This window comes from Pseudoxanthomonas sp. 134C1 (assembly GCF_057773065.1).
Genome location: NZ_JBYMTH010000008.1, coordinates 78,607 through 97,785, shown reverse-complemented (window position 1 = coordinate 97,785; position 19,179 = coordinate 78,607). Strand labels below are relative to the sequence as shown.

Sequence of the window (19,179 nt, the reverse complement as noted above, 5' to 3'; positions counted from 1 at the left end):
AATGGAGAATCGGGAATCGCCCAAGCGGCCGCACGAGCGGCTGGAAGTGTGGCGGGACTCGATGGTTCTGGTGGAAATGGCCTACCAGTTGTCCGCCACCTTTCCCGATTCGGAACGCTTCGGCCTGACCGCGCAGCTCCGGCGCTCGGCCGTCAGCATTCCTTCCAACATCGCCGAGGGTGCCGCCCGCCGTTCGACGGCCGAGTATCTGAGGTTTCTTTCGATCGCACGAGGTTCGTTGTCGGAACTGGATACGCAACAGCAGATCGCCGTCCGACTGGGATTTGTAGATTCGTCTCCGGAACTGGAAGCGCTCATCGATCGGATATTCGCCAAGCTCACCGCCCTCATGAAAGCTATCGGAAAACCACAGGTGGAGCCCGCATGATCCGCACTGCCTTTTACGATTCCCCATTCTCCATTCCCCATTCCCGGCCTTCCCATGCTCGATAAAGTCGTCATCGCCAACCGGGGTGAAATCGCGCTGCGCATCCTGCGCGCGTGCCACACCCTGGGCATCCGCACGGTGGCCGTGCATTCCACGGTCGACCGCAACCTCAAGCACGTGGCCATGGCCGACGAGTCGGTCTGCATCGGTCCCGCGCCGTCGTCGGAGAGTTACCTCAACATCCCGGCGATCATCGCCGCGGCCGAGGTCACCGACGCGCAGGCCATCCACCCCGGCTACGGCTTCCTGTCGGAGAACGCCGACTTCGCCGAACGAGTGGAGCAGTCCGGCTTCATCTTCATCGGTCCCAAGGCCGACACCATCCGCCTGATGGGCGACAAGGTGGAAGCCATCCGCGCGATGAAGGCCGCCGGCGTGCCGTGCGTGCCCGGTTCGGGCGGTCCGCTGGGCGACGACATCGTCGCCAACACCAAAACCGCCCGCGAGATCGGCTATCCGGTGATCATCAAGGCGGCCGGCGGCGGCGGCGGTCGCGGCATGCGCGTGGTGCACGCGGAAGCCGCGCTGAGCAACGCCATCGCCACCACCAAGTCCGAGGCCAAGGCGGCGTTCGGCAACGATCAGGTGTACATGGAGAAGTTCCTGGAGAATCCGCGCCACGTGGAAATCCAGGTGCTGGCCGACGGCCAGGGCAACGCCATCCATCTGGGCGAGCGCGACTGCTCGATGCAGCGCCGCCACCAGAAGGTGGTCGAGGAAGCGCCGGCACCGGGCATCACCGACGAGCAGCGCGCCGAAATCGGCAAGGTCTGCGTGGAAGCCTGCCTGCGCATCGGTTATCGCGGCGCCGGCACCTTCGAGTTCCTGTACGAGAACGGCCGCTTCTACTTCATCGAGATGAACACCCGCATCCAGGTGGAGCATCCGGTCACCGAACGCATCACCGGCATCGATCTGGTCTGCGAGCAGCTGCGCATCGCCGCCGGCCGCAAGCTGACCATCAAGCAGGAGGACATCGTCCTGCGCGGCCACGCCATCGAGTGCCGCATCAACGCCGAGGATCCGGAAACCTTCATGCCCAACCCGGGCCTGATCCAGCACTTCCATCCGCCGGGCGGCCCCGGCGTGCGCGTGGACACCCACATCTACGAGGGTTACCGCGTGCCGCCGAATTACGACTCGATGATCGGCAAGCTGATCGTGCACGGCCCGGATCGCGAGACCGCCATCGCCCGCATGCGGGTGGCACTGAGCGAGATGGTGGTCGACGGCATCAAGACCAACATCCCGCTGCAGCAGCGGATCATGCGCGACCAGGGCTTCCAGGCCGGTGGCCAGAACATCCACTACCTGGAAAAGCGCCTGGCCGAACGCAAGAACAAGTCGATCGCGCTGGTCTGATTGAACTCTCTTTTTCCCACGTCCTGTGGGAGCGACGTGAGTCGCGAAGAAACCCGGCCCGGAGCGGAAACGCTCCGGGCCGCTTCGTTCTGGGGCGATGGTTTTTTACGGGCCGGGCGATGTTCCGGTCGCGAGTTGCGTCGCTCCCACAGAAACGGGGGCCATGAAAAAGGGCGGGTTCCCTGCGGAATCCGCCCTTTCTGCGTGAGGCACCGCCACAACGCGGGTTCAGCGATTCCGCCGCTGCGTGCCCTTCACCGGCACCACGCCGGTCGGCGAAAGCGGATCCACGATGCGCAGGGTTTCGCTGGAGCCATCCGGCCAGGTGACTTCCAGGGTGGTGCCGGCCGGCAGCACCGAGAACGGCGCGCCACTGCGCGCGCGGTACAGCGCGACCATCTGGGCCGCGCCGATGGCGCGATCTTCCTGCGAGGCCTGCACGCCGGCGGGCGTGCGCTGGAGATCCCGATAGGGCGCGTCCATGGCGTTGATCACCACCGTCGCGGCGGCCGCGGCATAGGTGACGAACACCAGCATCCACAGCCAGATATGGGGTCTCGGCCAGAACCGCGTGTGGTTCGATGAGTGGCTCATTGAATTGCTCTCCTGCCCGACAGCAGACTATCGACCATCTCGTTCAAGTTCTCGACACCCTGTCGCGGAACACCCGCGTCCAGGACGAATGCGGGGAAATCCAGCGATGGATCCCGCGAACAGATGCCGCCGTGGGCGCAGTAGGCGGTCATCAGGTTACCCTGCGGGCGGCAGTCCAGCCCCAGCCGGCAGGCGGCGATCTGCCAGGCCACTTCCGACAGCCAGGTCCCGGATACGGCACCCAGTTCGGCTTCCGCGCCACTGGCGGTCAGGCCCATCGCACGCGACAGCGCCAGGAACGCCTGTGGATCGCCGGAGGCCGTGACCCGCGCGACCAGTTCGCTGCGATACGCGGGATCGTCGGACATCGGTTCGCCATCGGCCAGCAGCGCGGCCTCCGCCGCCAGACTGCCGGCCTTGGCGCCCTGCAGCCGCGCCTCGTGGACGCTGCGCGAGGACAGTCCATCCTCGGGCATGAAGCGGGCACAGCGCGCGCTGACCCGTTCGCGGGCCGCGGCCATGGTCGCCGCATTGGCGACATCCAGCGCGGCGATGGCGCGGGTATCGCGGGCATAGCCGGCCGGATTGCCGGCGAAACCGGCGCAGTAGTCATGCACGCGGCTCAGCATCCACCACGCGTCTGCATCGCCGGCGCGCGCCTGCAGCGCCAGTTGCTGCGCATAGACGAACAGATCCGGGGTGGTTTCGAATTCGCGCCGGCTGTCGAACGCCAGCGCGGTCCGCGAAGATTCCTCGATCCGGCGCGTCGGGATCGCGCTCGGGCCGGTGACCGGGTCGCCGACGACGACCGCCGCCGGTGCCTGCTCCGTGGCGTTCCGCGCACCCTGTGCCCACCACCAGGCGCCCGCCGTGCCAAGCACGCAGGCGCATACAAGTACCCAGGGGAGCATGCGAGGCATCTCGCGATTATCCGTGGCCGCGCAGGGGGTTTCAACGCGGCCGGAACGGCCCGGGCCGCATGCGACAATGCGCCCCCGAACCGCATTTTTCAGCCTTCCATGCCCTATCTCGAACTCACCCTGCGCTGCCGGGAATCTGAACAGCCGCGTTACGAGAATGCGCTGGAGGACGTCGGCGCCCTGTCGGTGACCCTGCTGGACGCCGACGCGGACACCGGCAACGAGCGCGCCATCCTGGAGCCGGGCGTGGGCGAAACTCCCCTGTGGAATTCGATGGTGCTGACCGCGCTGTTCCCCGCCGACACCGACGCGCTGATCCTGTTGGCCGCGCTGGAAGCCTTCGATCCCGGACTGGACTGGAGCCTGGCCGCGTTCCGCACCGTCGAGGACGAGGATTGGGAACGCGCCTGGCTGGATCAGTTCAAGCCGATGCGCTTCGGCAACCACACTTTCATCGTGCCCTGGAACCACGAACTGCCCGAAGAGGCGAGCGGCGACGCCGCCGCTGTGGTGCGGCTGGATCCGGGGCTCGCGTTCGGCTCCGGCACCCACCCCACCACCGCGCTGTGCCTGCGCTGGCTGGATGGCCTGGCGGACGCGGGCGAACTGGCCGGTCGCACCGTGCTGGATTTCGGTTGCGGCTCGGGCATCCTGGCGCTGGCGGCGCTGAAGCTGGATGCCGCCTCGGCGGTTGGCGTGGACAACGATCCGCAGGCGCTGATCGCCAGCGCCGACAACGCCGCGCGCAACGCGGTGGGCGATCGCCTGTCGGTGTTCCTGCCGGAAGACGAGCCGGTCGCGCGCTATCCGATCGTGGTCGCCAACATCCTGGCGTCCGCGCTCGACGCGTTGGCCGAAACCCTGGCCGACCGCGTGGCGCCGGGGGGGCGCATCGCCCTGTCGGGCATCCTGCACGGGCAGGATGCGGATCTGCTGGAACGTTACTCGCCCTGGTTCGAGCAACTGCGCGCCGAGCGCGAGGACGACTGGATGCGCATCGACGGCGTACGCAAGGGTTCGCCCCACTAACGTGACTTGGGGCCAGAATCACCAACAAAGCAGCCGACGTACGCGATACTAACCGCGTCTGCACGGCCAAACGACTATATCAGGGCTCCCTTCGCAAACCGACGCGGATGCCGTGAGCAAGCTGTACAAACGGGTGCGCCAAGCCCGCAAGCTGGCCGACCTGACCCAGGACGAACTGGCGCTGGACCTCCACCTGACCCGAAGCGCGATTGCCCAATGGGAAATGGCCAACGGCACCGCACCCTCGGTGGAGAACATGATCGCCCTGGCTCTGCGCACCGGCATGGGCTTCGAATTCCTCGCCACCGGACGCGGCCCGATGATCATGTCCGCGCCGACCAGCGGTGTCACCGAAGGCACCACGCCGTACACCACGCAGATCCCGCTTACCGACCAGCAGCGCCTGCTGCTGGAACGGTTCGACGCCCTGAGTGCGCGCCAGCAGGCTGGCCTGCTGGCGTTGCTCGCCGAAGGCGCCAAGCGCAAGCGCCGATAGGGCGGTCCCGCCCGGCTGTCTGTCGCCCGGCCGTGCGCTGGGCTACTCTTGTCCGCATCGATGCCACAGGGAGAGGCGGACGATGCGCCGGATGCCAAAACGCTGGCCGCGATCGCCGATACCCGGTGCTTTCTTCGATCCGGAAACCCGCCGGCTGCATTGGCCGGGCGGTGACGCGGGCGCTTCCGGCACCCTCGATTACTTCGCCTTCGTCGAGGACGTCCAGCCGATCCATCCCGGGCGCACCTGTTTCGGTCCCGCCGAAGATCCCGTCTGGGCCGTCTGGCCGTGGATGCAGGGCCCCCTGAACCGGCAACGCTGGCCCATCCGGGTCCGGCTGTCCGGCATCGAACAGGCGCGCTTCCTGGAAGTGGTGGATCGATTCGAAACGCTCACGCCGGGCGAGATCACCGAAGCGCAGCGCCTGCGACGGCGGGCGGATCTGCGCAAGCATCTCGGCGATGCCGCGTTGCCCATTCTCGACGTGATCTTCCATGCCGACGACGCGGCCTGGACCTGGCTGCATGCATGGCTGCGGGAAAGCGCGTGGTGCGGCTTGTCGGTGCGCCACACCGAAGCGTGGCAACCGCCCCTCGTGCTCTCGGCGATCCCGGAGCAGGCCCCGGAAGTCAGCCAGCGGGGCGTGCTGGCCGCCATCGCGCCGCTCGACGGGGAGATCCTCGAACGTCTGCGCGACATCTTTTCGCTCGCGCACGTGCCGGATGCGCGCTCCGAAGGCCGGGCCCAGGGCAACCGCACGCCGATACCGCTGACTCCGCCACCTGTCGTGGATGTCGTCGTCACGCGCGAATACCGGATCGCGGAGCCGGAACCACCGGAGGCGGAGCCGGAACGGGTCGAATACATCAAGTTGACGCACTAGGAGGCAGACGCCATGACCGATGCGGTACGCGAAGAGATCGAAGGCGTCGACGTCGCCCGCTATGCGGATCTGGATCCGGCCGTGAACGTCCAGGCGATCGCCGGCGTGCGCATCTACGACGTCGGCCAGGGCGACGCCGTCTGCGTGCTTGACCACGACGGCAAGCCGTTCCTGCAGATCGACTATGGCGGCAGGTTCGGCCATCCGTTCCGCGCGCGCGGCGCCGCGGCCCGGCGGATGCCGCTGGACGGCGTGCGGCTGATGATGCTGACGCACTGGGATGAGGATCACTGGTGCTCGGCGGCAAAGAACAAGGCCACGCTCGACCTTCCGTGGCTGGTCCCGCGGCAACGCACTTCGCCGCGCGCGGCCCGGTTTTCCGCGACCGTGCGCGGAATTCACTGCATCCCGGAAAGCGACGTCCGCACCAGCATCGCCTTCGAAGCGGTCAATCACGACTGCATCCTGTTCGAGAAGATCGACCCCATGCCTGATGCCGACCAGATCGAGGATTGCAACCGCACCGGGGTCGCCTTCGCGATCGTCAACCGGAAGAAGGAAGCCATCCTGCTGCCCGGCGATGCGCCCTACGACAAAGTGAAACTGTTCGGAACCCTGCAGGCCAATGGCGTGGAGCTGCGGGCGATCGTCGCCTTCCATCATGGCTCGCGCAAGCACTGGACGCAGGCCACGCGGGATCATCTCCGCGCCTGGAAAGGCGCGGCCGGAACCCGTTGCCGCATCTTTTCCTACGGCGAAGGCAACACCTACGACCATCCCACGCGCGGCAACTACGACGGCCTGCGCGGCGTCTGGACGACGCTGGAAACACCCGACCTCAGGACGACCGGCCGGCACCACGTGGACATCCTGTTCTAGCGTCGCGTCACTCCCATGCCGGCTTGTCGGCGCGCGGATCCCGGCCTAAGCTGGCGGCCGCATCGGCCGTGCACCGTCCAGCGATGGCGCATCCTCCCGCAAATCCGGCCACCCGATTCCATTCCGGAACAGATACGAGGGGAAATCCGCATGACCACACACCCGGGCTCCTGCCATTGCAGCCGCGTGACGTTCGAGTTCGACGGCGAAGTGGGCGTCGCCATCGAATGCAACTGCTCCCTCTGCCGTCGCAAGGGCGCGCTCTGGCATGGCACCGACGACGCGCATTTCCGCCTGTTGTCCGGTGAATCCGAGCTCGGCCTGTACCGGTTCGGCACCCTGACCGCCAGCCACTACTTCTGCCGGAACTGCGGGGTCAGCCCCTTCAGCCATCCGCGCATCGCACCGACGATGTGGGTGGTGAACCTGCGCTGCGTGGACGCGGTGGATCTGTCGGCGTTGAAGGTGTTTCCGTTCGACGGACAGAACTGGGAAGCGGCCGCGCAACGGTTCCTGCAGGCACGCGCCGGCTGAAGTCCCCTCCGCCGCGGCGGCGTGCGACGCGGCGTGAAGGGAAGCCCGTCCGTCTACGGGGACAGCAGGGTGAGGCAATCCTGCAGGGCGTCCCGGGCCATGCAGTGCGGGGGCATGCGCAGTTCCCCCTCTCCCGTGGATGCAGGGCGTACCGGATTCATCGGCGCTTCGGCGGCGGGTGCGGCGTGATCGGGGGAGAGACTGCGAATATCGCCTGACAGCGTGTCCACCAGCCGCGCATCCAGGCCGCCGACGGTCAGCGTGCCGGGTACGTAGTGGATGTCGTAGTTTTCCAGGCCACGCCCCTGCGCGTCGGCGATCGTGATCGGGTACCGGCCGAACGGCGCACTGGCGCCGCTGCCGGCGCTATCGAGATGGACACCCGACACCTGATCGCCGTTGACCAGGCCGATCGCCCGGTAGTCGACCAGCGAAACCGCGCGACCCAGCCACTTGCCGACATCGCCGGCCGTGATGACCAGACTCGCCCGGCCCACGCTCAGGGTGCCGTCGACGTAGGTGATGTCGTAGTTGGACAGGCCGCTGCCGCCCGCGTTGCCGGCGGTGATGGCGTAGTCGCCGACCGTGGCGGTCGACGCCGCGCCGCCGCTGGCCAGATCGAGCGTGGACACCGTATCGCCGTTGACCAGGCCCCGGGTCGCGTAACCGGTGAGGTTCGCGCTCTGGCCGTAGGTCTTGCCGACATCGCTGGCGGTGATGGTGAGGCTGGCCTTGCCCACGTCCAGCGTGCCGTCGACGTAGGTGATGTCGTAGTTGGAAAGGCCGCTGCCGCCCGCGTTGCCGGCGGTGATGGCGTAGTCGCCGACCGTGGCGCTGGCAGCCGCGCCGTCACTGTCCAGATCAAGCGAAGACACCGTGTCGCCGTTGACCAGTCCATCGACCGCGTAGCCCGTCAGGTGGGCGATCTGGCCGTAGGTTTTGCCGGCATCGCTGGCGGTGATGGTCAGCGATGCGGGTGTGACGCGCAGGATCCCGCGACCATCGAACGCCAGCGCATATCCCGATGCGGACGCGTCCAGCGAGCCTTGCGAGATATCGATGGCATACGGACCACCGGCCACCGTGGCGCCGACGCCCGATCCCTGCGAGGACAGCGCCGCCGTCCCGCTGACGACACCGGACAGTGAATCCGCACGGTAGGCGCCGGCGACACCGGGCATCAGTCCACTGACCGTGTAACCGCCAAGACTCGCAAGCTGGCCGTAGACCTTGGTGGCATCGGTGGACGTGAAGGTCAGCGTGGGCCGATAGGCGAACAGGTAACGATTGCCGGTCGCGCCCGTCGCGCCGAACGCGGCGGTGTTCCAGATCGCCGTGTTGCCGCTGTCCAGACCGCCGTAGTCATGCGCGGCGAAGGGATTCTGCAAATAGATGTGCCAGCGTCCGCCCCCGAATGCGGTCACCGCATTGGCGCCCGACAGGTTGCGGAACACGCCACCGACGGCGATGTCGGCGTTGCTCGCCTGGACGCTGCCGAGCAGCGACAGGTCGCCTCCGCTCTGCACGCGGAGTGCCTGGGCATTGGCGGACGCCAACCGCAGGTTGCCCGCGCTGCGCAGACGGACGTCCTGGCCGCTGATGGTGACGTTGCCGGCGAAACGGTTTCCGGCGTGGTCCAGGGTGATATCGCCGTCGCCCGTGAAGCTGGCCGCACCGTCCACGTCCAGCGCTCCGCCCTGGGTCAATCCGCCCATGGCCACAACGGTGAGGTCGCCGCCCAGATTGCTCGCACCCAGCCGCAGCGCGAACGCGGACGCGAGAGTCGCGTTTCCGCCGTCCAGGGAGACTTCGCCCAGGAAGTGATTGCCGATGTTGTTGAGCACGAGATCGCCATTGGCCGAGAAATGGCTGTCCCCGCCCACGAAGAACGCGTCGCGCTGCAAGAGCGCGCCCGCGCTGTCCAGGGCCAGGTCGTACCGGATGTTGACCGCGCCCACATCGACCGCGCCGGCGTCGATACTCAGGTTGTCCAGCGCGTTCTGCATGCCGATGGCGCCGGCCACGGAAACCAGTCCGGAGGTGGCGATGTCCAGATCGTGCGCACCGTCGATGTTGTTCTGGAAACTGATCGCTCCGCCCGCCGCGCTGCGCAGCGCGACATCATTCTGAAGCTGGACGGCATCGCCGAAATTCATGCTGCCGAGCGTGGTCATGTTGCCGCCAATCGACGTGGCGCCCGCCGAATCGGTCACCAGGCTCGTCAGCGCCGATACGCCGCCAACCGCACCCTCGAAGCGGGTCCAGCCGGGGCTCGAAACAGCCAGGCCCCAGGAGCCATCGACGGTCGAACCGAACTGGATGTCCCCGAGGGTGCTGCTCAGAGCGATGTCCCTGAGCAGTCGCACCGCTCCGGCATAACGCTGCATACCGGAGGTGGTCACGTTCCGGTTCAAGCTGATGCCGTCTGCCGTGGCCCACAGGCTGCCGGCCTGGATCGCATCCAGCATCAGGTCGCCACCCGCGGTGATCGACACATTGCGACCGGTCAAGCCCACGCTCCCGCCGAAAGCGTTGCCGGCCTGGGTCAGCTGGATGTCGTGGCTGCCGTTATCGATCGAAGCGTTTCCGGCGACCGTCAACGCCGCGGTCTGCGACAGCGCGACGGCATTGGTCAGGTTCAGGGCACCGCCTACGTGGCCATCTATCCGTGCAACGGCGTTGCTGCCCTGCAGCGTGGCGTCACCTTCCAAGGCCAGCGTCATCCGATCGACGGCATAGCCGTACGTGCTCTGCATCAGATTGCCGTCGCCAGTGATCAGCAGTTGGCCGGCATTGGCACTGATTCCGCCCGTGCTGACGATGTCCCCGCCGCGGGCGACGAGACTGACCGTCCCGGCTTCGTTGCCGATGGCGTCGGCGATGAGGAAGCCGCTGTGATTGATCGCGGTCGCGAACAGACTGGGGTCGGCCGACGCCTGCAGGACGATCGTTCCGCCATTGGCGAAGATCGTGCCGATGTTCTGCACCGCGGACGTCTCGGACGCCACCCGATCCTGCAGCGATCGGCTGAGAGTGAGATGGATCTGCTCGTCACCGCCGAACTCGAGGGTGGCGCCGTCCGCGGCCGCGACTTCCACCCGTCCGCCCAGCGCATTGATGAAACCGGCGTTGGTCACGTGTCCACCCAGCAGCGCCACCGATCCGGATGCATTGAGTGCGCCATAGTTGTAGATGGCGCCACGGGCGCCCGGCCACACGGTGAAGTTGTAGTTGTCCGCCAGGAAATCGGCATCGGAGATATCCAGCGTGCTGGCCAACAGGCTGCCGACGTTCACCGAAGCGACGGGCCCGAAAATCATTCCATTGGGATTGAGCAGGAAGACCCGGCCGTTTGAACTGAGGCTGCCGTAGATCCGGCTCGGATCGACGCCCGCGACGCGGTTGAGCGCGATGGCGGTGGTACCGGGCTGCACGAACTGCACGCTCGCGTTCGCACCGATGTCGAAACTGTTCCAGTCCAGGATGACCTTCTGCGATACCTGGGTGACGGTCAGGACGGGACTGCCGGCCGAACCGCCGGTACCCATGTTGGCGGAGCCGGAAGTGACGGTGACGCCGGTGGGCAGGGCGGTGGCGGGCGGCGCGGTCTGCGCATGCAGTTCGCCTCCCGGCAGCCAGGCGCTGATGGCCAACGCCAGCAGCGAAAGTCCACTGCCGCGCCGCAGCCGGGAACGTGTCGGGGATGCCGCGGACGAAACACGCCCATCCGCCGGTTCCGAGGTGGCCTGCACCTGGCCCGGAACACGGTTGAACACAAGACGGTGGATGCGGTTCATGGTCGGTTCCTCAGAAAGTCATGCCAAGACGCGCGAACAGGCGCACGTCGTCGCCGTCGGATGCGTCACGGCGGCCGGTCGGGGTCGCGGCGCTCAGTTCGAATTGCAGGTCATGGAATTGCGGCAGGCGGAAACCCATTCCCACACCCACGCCATCCAGGCGCTGGCCTGGCAGCACGCCGCGATTGGCGCCTGCCGCATAGGTGCGTCCCTGGTCGGCGAACAGCTTGAAGGTCAGCAACTCGCCCCAGCGGCGACCGGCGAAGGGCGACGTCCGTTCCGCGAAGCCGGGCGCATCCACCTGGTACTCCACCGACGCCAGATACCCCCGGTCGCCCATCGCGTCGTTCAGCGGAAAGGCGCGCACGCTGGCCGCACCGCCCACCCCGAACTGCTCCATCGGCGGCAGCGCATCGCGGGTGTACTGGCCGGACAGGCGCAGCATCATGCGCTGGCCGGGCGTCAGCGGCTGCAACCGCAGCGCGTCGAACCGTCCGAGCAGGAAGTCATCCTCGTGACGCATGCTGATGTAATCCGGATACACCGACCGGTCACGCACCGCCTGCCGCGCGCTGACCTGCAGGAAGCCGATGCCGCCACCGCTCCGATCGATCCGGCGCGCCGAGATCCCGAGTTCCACCACGTCGAATTCCTGATCCGACAAGGTGAAGCCCAGCGCGTCGAACCGCGAAGTCTCGCGCACGTAGCGCAACGACGCGGCCGCCTGTACCCGCAGGCGGTTGACGAATTTCCAGTCGCCCCCCACGTAGCGCTGCGAGGACGGCCCGCTCAGGCCCAGCGCGGCCAGCGCGCCGTTGCGGATTTCCAGTTCGCCCCGGTTGGCGCCCGCGATCACCGACAGGCCCGGCACCGGCGCCACCGGCAGGCTGTACGAAAATGCCCACAGCCGGCTCTGCGCCGGATCGAAGGCGTAGGTATAACTGGCCGCCAGCACATCGCCCCGACCCAGTGGATTGCTCCAGCTCAGATCCACCGATGCGCGGCCACGGCCAGTCTGATCCGTACCATGATTGTTCACGCCCGCGCCGACCACCAGCGGACGACGGGTATCGCTGGCCTGCAGGATGACGTCGGTCTCGCCCGGATGCTCGCCCGGCACCAGCACCGACGATACCGATACGCCGGGCAGGTCGCGTGCGTACAACACCGCGCGTTCCAGATCCTGGACGCGCAGGATGCCACCGGCCAGGCCGCGCGCCGGTTCGGCGAGCAGATCCGGGGCGTAGCGGCTGTCGCCCTGCACGATCACTTTGCCGATGCGTCCCTCGATCACCTGCAGTCGCACGACCCGGTCGTTGCCCACCTGCTGCACCGGCACCACGGTGGTGGACACCGGATAGCCGGCGTCGCGATAGGCGGTGGTCAGCGCCTGGGCGATCCGGCGCAACTGGTCGAGGCTCAGCATCGCCGGCTCGCCCGGCGCGGGCCGGTGGCGATCCAGTTCGCGGTCCGCCAGCGCCTGGATGCTTTCGGGCGTGATGCCCGCATCCGGGTGCGGACTGACGCCTTCCACCTTCACGGCCTGCACCGCGAGGGTGGCCGGAGGCGTCGTCGGGGCGGCGGCGGGCGGCGGCGCGGCGGGCTCGATCGCGGACGCGGACGCGGTGACGAGCATGGACAACGCTGCCGCCAGTGCGGAAACGGCGGGTTTGGCTTTCAACATCGAATCCCCTGTGGCCGCCGTGGACGACATGCGACGGCGTGGCTCTGCGCCGACGGTAGCGTGGCGACCCGGGGAGGGGCATCCCCGAAATCAGGTAGGGCCCGGTCCCGCCCGGGAACCGGCGCTCCGCGCGCCGGCGCGGATTCCCGCGCTCAGGGATGCAGCACGGGCCAGCCCAGCACCGGATGCGGGCCCGGCAGCGTGGTCTCCAGCAGCTCCGACGCCAGCGACAGGCCGTTGTCGCTGTTGGTGAACCAGAGCACGCCGCGTCGTTGCGCCGGGCAGGCCATGAAGAACGACTGGAAGCCGTTGTTGATCCCGTGATGGAACAGGCAGTCGCCCTGTTCGTGTTCTTCCAGGCCCACGCCCAGGCCCCAGCCCAGCGCGTAGTCGGCATCCACCTGGACCTGGCGTTCGCGCAATCGCGCCCGCGCCGAGTCGGGCGCGGCCAGCAGCAACGCCTGCACGAAGCGCGCATAGTCGGCCGGCGTGGTGTACAGCGAGGCCGCGGCGATGGGACGGCGGAAACGCATCGTGTCGAGCGGCTTGCCCTCGGCGTCGTAGCCCGTGGCGATGCGTTCGGCGTATGCGTCGCGCCAGACGTAGCTGCTGTCGCGCATGCCCAGCGGGGTGAACACCCGCTCCATCGCCAGCGCCTGCAACGACTCACCCGAGATGTGTTCCAGCACCGTCGCCAGCAACGAGAACCCTTCTCCCGAATACTTCCATTCCGTGCCCGGTTCGACCGCGAACCGCAGCGGCTCGCCAAAGGCCCAGTTGGGCAGCCCGCTGCGATGGCTGAGTACCTGTCGCGCGGTGACCTTGCGCAGGCGCGGGTCGTCGACGGTATCCCACACCGGCTGTCCGCTCAGCAACGCCTGATCGTGCCGGTAGGGCGCGTCCAGGTAGTCGGTCAGCGGACGATCCAGATCCAGTTTTCCTTCATCGACGAGCGCCAGCGCGATCAGCGTGGTAACCGGCTTGCTGAGCGAGGCGGCCTGGAACACCGTGTCGGGCGACATCGGACGCTTGCGCGCCAGGTCGGCTTCACCACAACGGACCACCTCCATCCGCGTGTCCTCGAAGGACACGATCACGGCGCCGGGCACGCGCGTCTCTTTCTGCGCGAACACGGCGGGGCACTCGCCGGCCCGCGCGGATTCCGGCAGCGCGGCGGCCAGCAGCCCACCTCCCAGCAACAGCACTCCGGCCAGTCGAAACGTCATCACCGCTCCCCGTCCGCCTTGTCGCCCTCGATGCGGCCACTCTAGGCAGGCGCGCCGCGGGCCGGCATCGGCCAGAAGTCCCGGACGCTTCCGGCATGCCGCGCGAAAAAAAGCCCGGCGTGGAACGCCGGGCAGCGAGAGAGAGCATGGCTTTCTTATGGTTGTCGGGATGCGCCGGGCCGGCCTCAGAAGTCGTAGCGGGCGGTGAGGCGGAGATATCGCGGCGACGAATGACTCAGGGCCTGTCCGTACAGGGGGTTGTAGTCGGCTTCGCCACGGAAGGGACGTTCCGCGTAGCGGGGATTGAAGCTCTGCGGCGTCTGCTGGTTGAAGGCGTTGATCAGATCCGCCTGCAACGTCAGTCCCGCGGCCCATTGCGGCGTGTAGGCGACATTGAAGTTCATCTGGAAGATCCACGGCGCGCGGCCATGCGAACCGCGCGGCGAGGCCGCGTAGTCCGCGGAGGGCGGGACGTATCCCTGGCTGCCCGGCGCGGTTCCACTGCCCGGCAGGCCGCAGTACCAGTACACCGAACTGTTGTAGAGCCCGTTGTCCGGCGTGGGGTACATGCTGGTGCAGTTGCGCGGGCGACCGGAGGCCAGGCTGGCGCTGCCGCCCACACGCCATTCCGGCGTCAGCCGGTAGCTGCCGAATGCCTTCAGCTGGTGCGCGCGATGGTTCGGCAGCACGCCGTTCGCACCGGCCATCAACTGCGGCAGATCCCAATCCTGGGTGGTGGAGACATCGCTCTGGCCGCCGCCGCCGATGTCCAGGTCCGAGGCGAGCTGGCCCTCGGTGTTGCCATAGTTGCGCGAGAGCGTGTACTCGACTTTGCCGAAGAAGTTCTCGCCGCTGCGCTGGGCGAACAGGTCCAGGGCGTAGTAGCGCCGCTTCAGCTTCGGAAGGCCGAGCTGCTCCGCGCTGTAGTGGACCTGACGGAAGCTGCCGTCGGCCTGCTTCTTCCAGAAGGTGTTGCCGACGCCGGGATTGAACAGGAAGCAGCCGCCATCGAGCACCGGCGTGCAGGTATCGTCGATCGCGCTGCGCAGATCCCGGTACGTCAGCTTGGCGCCCCAGCTGGCGCCCGATCCCAGCGCCTGTTCCAGGCCGACGATGTATTCGTCCTGGTAGTGCGACTTCAGGTCCACGGCGGCGACCGTGCGCGGATCCGGCGCATTGCCGCATTCCAGATTCGACGACACCGCGTTGCCGCCCGGGCAGCGGTTCTTCGACGCGGGATCCACCGTGATCGGATTCAGCCCGGTCGGCGCGCCGGTGACCGGATCGACGCCGGTGTAGGTGAAGTATTCCAGCGTGTACAACGATCCGGAAGCCGCGCGCACGGCGACGTTGTTGGGCAGCGCCAGGTGATAGCGGCCGGCGTTGGCGAACAGCTTGAGCGAGGAATCCCCATGCACGTCCCAGCTCGCGCCAAGGCGCGGCGCCCACTGGTTGCGCTGGCTGACGTATTTCTCGCCGCTGCCGGTGTAGTTGCTGAACTGCTCGTTGCGCAGGCCGAGCGACAGCAGCCAGCGATCGGTGATCTGCCAGCGATCCTCGATGAACTGCGCCGATTGCTCGACCTTCGGTCGTGCCAGCTGGGTGTAGAACAGGCGATACGCGTAGTAGCCCTGGGTACCGAAGCCTCCCGCCTGCGCCGGTGACCCGATCACGCCCTGGGAGGGATCCACCGCGCTGTCCGGATTGGTCGCGCGCTGGTAGAACCAGCCATGTCCGCCGGGATAGCGGTAGCCCACCAGGGACTCCGCGTCCATCCGGTCGTATCCCGCGCGCAGCTCGTGATTGCCGATGCGGTAGCCCACGTCCAGGCGCCAGCCACGGGTCTCGTCGAATTCCCCCGGCACGCGCTGGTAGGCCGACGAGGTCTGGCAGCTGGGATAGTCCAGGCCGGGAACACGCGCCGAGGCGCCCGCGCTGATGTAGGGACAGTCGGGCTTGTAGTCGAACGGCGTGCGGACGTGCTCGATCTTCTGCCGGCCGTACAACGCGGACACGGTCAGATCGTCGGTCAGATAGCCGGTATAACGCCCGACGTACAGTCTGGCGTCGTCCTTGAATTCGAGACCGCCGTTCTGCTTGTCGCCATGGCTGAAAGTGGCGTAGTCGTAGGTGTAGTAGTCCGAATCCCGCTTGTCCACGTCCGATATGCCGGTGAATTCCAGCAGGTGGTTGTCGGTGATGTTCCAGTCCAGCTTCACCGCCCAGCGGGGCTGATCGTAGCGGTACTGGTTCCATCCGGTGCGCTGGCTGGCGGCGGTGGCGGTGCGGGTGGTCCGGACCGACTGGCCCTCGGTCCGGGTGCTTTCGACATCCGCGTACAGAAACAGGTGATCCTTCACCAGCGGGCCGCTGACCCACCCGCCCGCGGTGGTCTGCCAGGACCGGTTGTCGCGCCGGCGCTGGTACAGGGTGCCGTCGGTGCGTCGGGTCGGATCCGGATGATCCGCGCCGAAGTGGCCGGTATCGGGGTACTTCTGATCGCGCGGACGCTCGCGCAGCCCGGTGGGCGACCAGATCGTGTAGACGCCGCCCTTCCATTCGTTGCCGCCGCGCTTGGTGACGAGGTTGATCACGCCGCCGGTGGAACGTCCGAATTCCGCGCCGTAGCCTCCGGTCAGGACCTGCTGCTGGGCGATCGCGTCGAACGGCAGGCTGGTGAGGCCCAGCGAGGTCAGCGGATTGGTGACCGGATAACCGTTGATGTAGTAGGCGTTCTCCGAGGAAGCCGAACCGCCGAAGCTGGGCGCCTCGGTGTAGCTGCTGTTGCGCACCACGCCCGGCGCGAGCAGCGCGGCCTCGCTCACGCTGCGCGGAATCGGCAACTGCGCCAGCTGTTCGGCGGTGAATACCGTGCGGGTGTCCATCTGCGAAATGTCCACCGGCGCCACCGAGGCGCCGCGCACTTCGACGCGATCGAGTTCCTGCACCGCATCGGTGAAAGAGACTTCGGTGCCGCCGGCGATGTTGACCCGCACCTCGTCGCGCGTGCCGATCACCGCGCCATCGCGCTGCACGGTCACCTGATAGCGGCCATCGGGCAGATCCGAGAGGCGATAGCGTCCCTTGGCATCGACACCGGCGGTGCGGGTGGCGCCGGTGTCGAGATTGCGGATCACGATCTGCGTGCCGGGCGCGGCGGGCGCCTGGCCGAAGATGCTGCCGGTCACCGACTGCGCGTTCGCGGCCGAGGCCAGACAGCAGGCCATGGCCACGCACAGGCGGGCATGGCGGAAGGATGTGGAACCGGGTCGGCGGCCCGGGCGTGTTGCGGTCATGCGTGCTCTCCCCTGGAAGCGTTGACGCGACGCGTATCCGTCGCGGGCGAGCATCGACAGTATCACTGACCGTAACCGAAACTGACGTTTCGGAATTCAAAGTTAGCGGGCTCACTTCCGTGCGCGCACAAGTCACGCCGCGTCGTGCGTCGGCGTGTGCGCGGTGAAGTGATATGTCAGCGCGGCGATCGCGGCGCGCATGCGGGGACACGCGCATGCACCGCGATGTCCGTGCGATTCCGCTTTTGGTTTCGCCTTCAGTCCGGACGCCAGTACCAGAACAGCGCGATCTCGCGGGTGAGCGGATCCAGGCCGCGGTAGAGATCGCGATCAAAACCACCCAGGCGGAATCCGCACTGCGCGTACAGCCGGCAGGCGGCGACATTGTTGTTCTGGGTTTCCAGCATCACGCCCGGCAGATTCCGCTCGCGGCACCAGTGGAACGCCTGCCGCAACAGCGCGCGGGCGATGCCGCGCCGCCGGAACGCCGTATCGACCACCAGATTGTCCACCCGCGCGTATCCGTTCCAGGCCACGGACAGTTCGATCAATCCCGCCAGTTCGTCCTGCCAATGGGCGATGTACGCATCGGTGTCCCGCTCCGAATCCGAATCCGCATCCGGCTCCCGCTCCGCGTCGGGGGACGCGATTCGCGCCGCCCCGGATCCGCCATCGCCGGAGTAGCGTTTGGGATACGCCGCGACCGGCACTTCCTCCAGCGCCAGCGCGCCCGCGTCGATGCGGGGCTGGAGTTCGCTCTCCACCATGAAACCATCCCGCAGTCGCGCCGCCGCCCGCCGCTGGTGCGCCAGGGCGCGGGTAAGGGTCAGCATTCGGCCAGCTCCGTACGGGGGATACCGATTGAAGCATGCGCGGGCGCCCGCTTTGCGTGTCCTGGCGCGCATGCTTGAATAGGCCGCATGTTCATCGCCTGCCCCCACTGCCGCTACCTGGTGGCGACCGACCCGCGCGGCCGCAGCGCGCCCGCGCATTGCCCGCGCTGCGGCGGCGTCCTCGGCGACGGCGACGCGCGGGACGGCGGACCACCGATCGCCGCGACGCGCGACGCGGACAGCGGCGACGGCGGTCCCAGCCTCGCACGCCTGCTGCGCCGCGATGAGGCTCCGGTCGAAGCCGAACCCGACGCGCCCCCGCAGGCCGAAGCGATCGCGACCGGTGCCGCGTCGATTGAACCCGAGGCGGTTGAATCGCCCGCGTCCGCCGACGAAACCCCGGTAGCGGAAGACACGGACACCGTCGTCGCCGTGGAAGCACCCGCGGCCGCTTCCGCGTCCCTGGCCGCTGCGATCACCGACCCGGCGCCCGCCGGGGCCCCGTCGCCGGTCACATCGCCTGTCACTTCGCCCGTCACGCCATCCGCCGCCACGCCCGAACGGAGCGCCGCGCGTGGTCCCAGCTTCCTGCACCGCTCCGCGCATGCGCCGGCATCATCGACGCGCACGCCGCGCTGGCAATGGGCCACGTTGCTCGTGCTGGCGGTGGCGCTGGTGTTGCAGGTGCTGCTGGCCGATCGCGCGCGCCTGGCCGGCGATGCCGCCTGGCGTCCGGCCTTGGCGTCGTTGTGCAACGTGCTCGGCTGTTCGCTGCCGCCGTGGCGTGAGCCGCAGGCGTTCGCGATGCTGGATCGCGACGTGCGTCCGGTGCCCGGCGCGCCCGGCGTGCTGCTGGCGCGGGCGACCTTCCGCAACGATGCGCGCTGGTCGCAACCCTGGCCGGTCCTCATGCTCACCCTGCGGGACGCCGACGGCCGCACCCTGGGCGCACGCGCGGTGCGTCCGGCGGAATACCTGCCGCGGGACAGCGCCGCCGTCGCGACCCTCGGTCCCGGGCAGAGCGCCCAGGTGGCGGTGCGGGTCCGCGAGCCAAGCGCCGATGTGGTCGCGTTTTCCTTCGACTTCCGCTGATCGCGTCCTCCCGCCGGCGACGCCAGCGACGAACGGGGTGCACGGACGCACGACTGGCGCTAGACTCCCTCCCCCGCCGTAAAACACAAACACAAGGCGGGCGCTA

At 67.8% G+C, this 19,179-nt stretch carries 14 protein-coding genes and 1 pseudogene; 8 read left to right on the top strand and 7 right to left on the bottom strand.

Annotated features, from left to right (window positions below; genetic code table 11):
• Position 1: 1 nt before the first annotated feature.
• On the top strand, positions 2-388 hold the full coding sequence (locus tag AC3DEZ_RS14980; protein WP_488388926.1) for a four helix bundle protein: 387 nt from the start codon (positions 2-4) through the stop codon (positions 386-388).
• A 54-nt stretch (positions 389-442) separates the two neighbouring features.
• Positions 443-1,810, top strand: coding sequence for an acetyl-CoA carboxylase biotin carboxylase subunit (gene accC / locus AC3DEZ_RS14975; protein ID WP_488388925.1), 1,368 nt, complete (start codon positions 443-445; stop codon positions 1,808-1,810).
• A gap of 228 nt (positions 1,811-2,038) precedes the next feature.
• On the opposite strand, the gene AC3DEZ_RS14970 is transcribed toward accC, so the two are convergent.
• Together AC3DEZ_RS14970 and AC3DEZ_RS14965 are read right to left on the bottom strand one after the other, a co-directional pair.
• Positions 2,039-2,404, bottom strand: a complete 366-nt coding sequence (locus AC3DEZ_RS14970) for a hypothetical protein (RefSeq protein ID WP_488388924.1) — start codon at positions 2,402-2,404, stop codon at positions 2,039-2,041.
• Positions 2,401-3,324 (bottom strand): hypothetical protein, encoded by a 924-nt coding sequence (locus tag AC3DEZ_RS14965; RefSeq protein ID WP_488388923.1) that lies wholly within the window; start codon positions 3,322-3,324, stop codon positions 2,401-2,403. Before AC3DEZ_RS14965 ends, AC3DEZ_RS14970 begins: the two co-directional genes overlap by 4 nt.
• A 99-nt stretch (positions 3,325-3,423) precedes the next feature.
• On the opposite strand from AC3DEZ_RS14965, the gene prmA reads away from it, so the two are divergent.
• The 5 genes and pseudogenes from prmA (at position 3,424) to AC3DEZ_RS14940 (ending at position 7,145) form a co-directional block, all read left to right on the top strand.
• A complete protein-coding gene (gene prmA / locus AC3DEZ_RS14960; protein ID WP_488388922.1) occupies positions 3,424-4,353 on the top strand; it encodes a 50S ribosomal protein L11 methyltransferase in 930 nt (309 codons plus the stop codon).
• Between the two features lie 112 nt (positions 4,354-4,465).
• A pseudogene (locus tag AC3DEZ_RS14955) lies at positions 4,466-4,673 on the top strand (helix-turn-helix transcriptional regulator); the annotation flags it as partial.
• A gap of 258 nt (positions 4,674-4,931) precedes the next feature.
• A complete protein-coding gene (locus AC3DEZ_RS14950; RefSeq protein WP_488388921.1) occupies positions 4,932-5,732 on the top strand; it encodes a hypothetical protein in 801 nt (266 codons plus the stop codon).
• 12 nt (positions 5,733-5,744) lie between these two features.
• Positions 5,745-6,611 (top strand): ComEC/Rec2 family competence protein, encoded by an 867-nt coding sequence (locus tag AC3DEZ_RS14945; protein ID WP_488388920.1) that lies wholly within the window; start codon positions 5,745-5,747, stop codon positions 6,609-6,611.
• Positions 6,612-6,761: 150 nt separating this feature from the next.
• Positions 6,762-7,145 carry a GFA family protein gene (locus AC3DEZ_RS14940; RefSeq protein ID WP_488388919.1) on the top strand — a complete coding sequence of 128 codons (384 nt, stop codon included), beginning with the start codon at positions 6,762-6,764 and terminating at the stop codon, positions 7,143-7,145.
• Positions 7,146-7,198: 53 nt separating this feature from the next.
• Here the strand turns inward: AC3DEZ_RS14940 and AC3DEZ_RS14935 are convergent, their stop codons facing one another.
• The 5 genes from AC3DEZ_RS14935 to AC3DEZ_RS14915 all read right to left on the bottom strand — a co-directional run bounded on the left by AC3DEZ_RS14935 (position 7,199) and on the right by AC3DEZ_RS14915 (position 17,981).
• Positions 7,199-10,942, bottom strand: a complete 3,744-nt coding sequence (locus AC3DEZ_RS14935; RefSeq protein ID WP_488388918.1) for an MBG domain-containing protein — start codon at positions 10,940-10,942, stop codon at positions 7,199-7,201.
• 10 nt (positions 10,943-10,952) lie between these two features.
• Complete coding sequence (locus AC3DEZ_RS14930) at positions 10,953-12,578, bottom strand: ShlB/FhaC/HecB family hemolysin secretion/activation protein (protein WP_488389002.1); 1,626 nt, start codon at positions 12,576-12,578, stop codon at positions 10,953-10,955.
• 200 nt (positions 12,579-12,778) lie between these two features.
• Positions 12,779-13,852 (bottom strand): serine hydrolase domain-containing protein, encoded by a 1,074-nt coding sequence (locus AC3DEZ_RS14925; RefSeq protein ID WP_488388917.1) that lies wholly within the window; start codon positions 13,850-13,852, stop codon positions 12,779-12,781.
• Between the two features lie 185 nt (positions 13,853-14,037).
• Positions 14,038-17,148, bottom strand: a complete 3,111-nt coding sequence (locus AC3DEZ_RS14920; RefSeq protein WP_488388916.1) for a TonB-dependent receptor — start codon at positions 17,146-17,148, stop codon at positions 14,038-14,040.
• A 257-nt stretch (positions 17,149-17,405) separates the two neighbouring features.
• Positions 17,406-17,981 carry a GNAT family N-acetyltransferase gene (locus AC3DEZ_RS14915; RefSeq protein WP_488388915.1) on the bottom strand — a complete coding sequence of 192 codons (576 nt, stop codon included), beginning with the start codon at positions 17,979-17,981 and terminating at the stop codon, positions 17,406-17,408.
• Positions 17,982-18,068: 87 nt separating this feature from the next.
• On the opposite strand from AC3DEZ_RS14915, the gene AC3DEZ_RS14910 reads away from it, so the two are divergent.
• Positions 18,069-19,073: a DUF3426 domain-containing protein gene (locus AC3DEZ_RS14910; RefSeq protein WP_488388914.1), complete on the top strand. Its 1,005-nt coding sequence runs from the start codon at positions 18,069-18,071 to the stop codon at positions 19,071-19,073.
• Positions 19,074-19,179 lie beyond the last annotated feature (106 nt).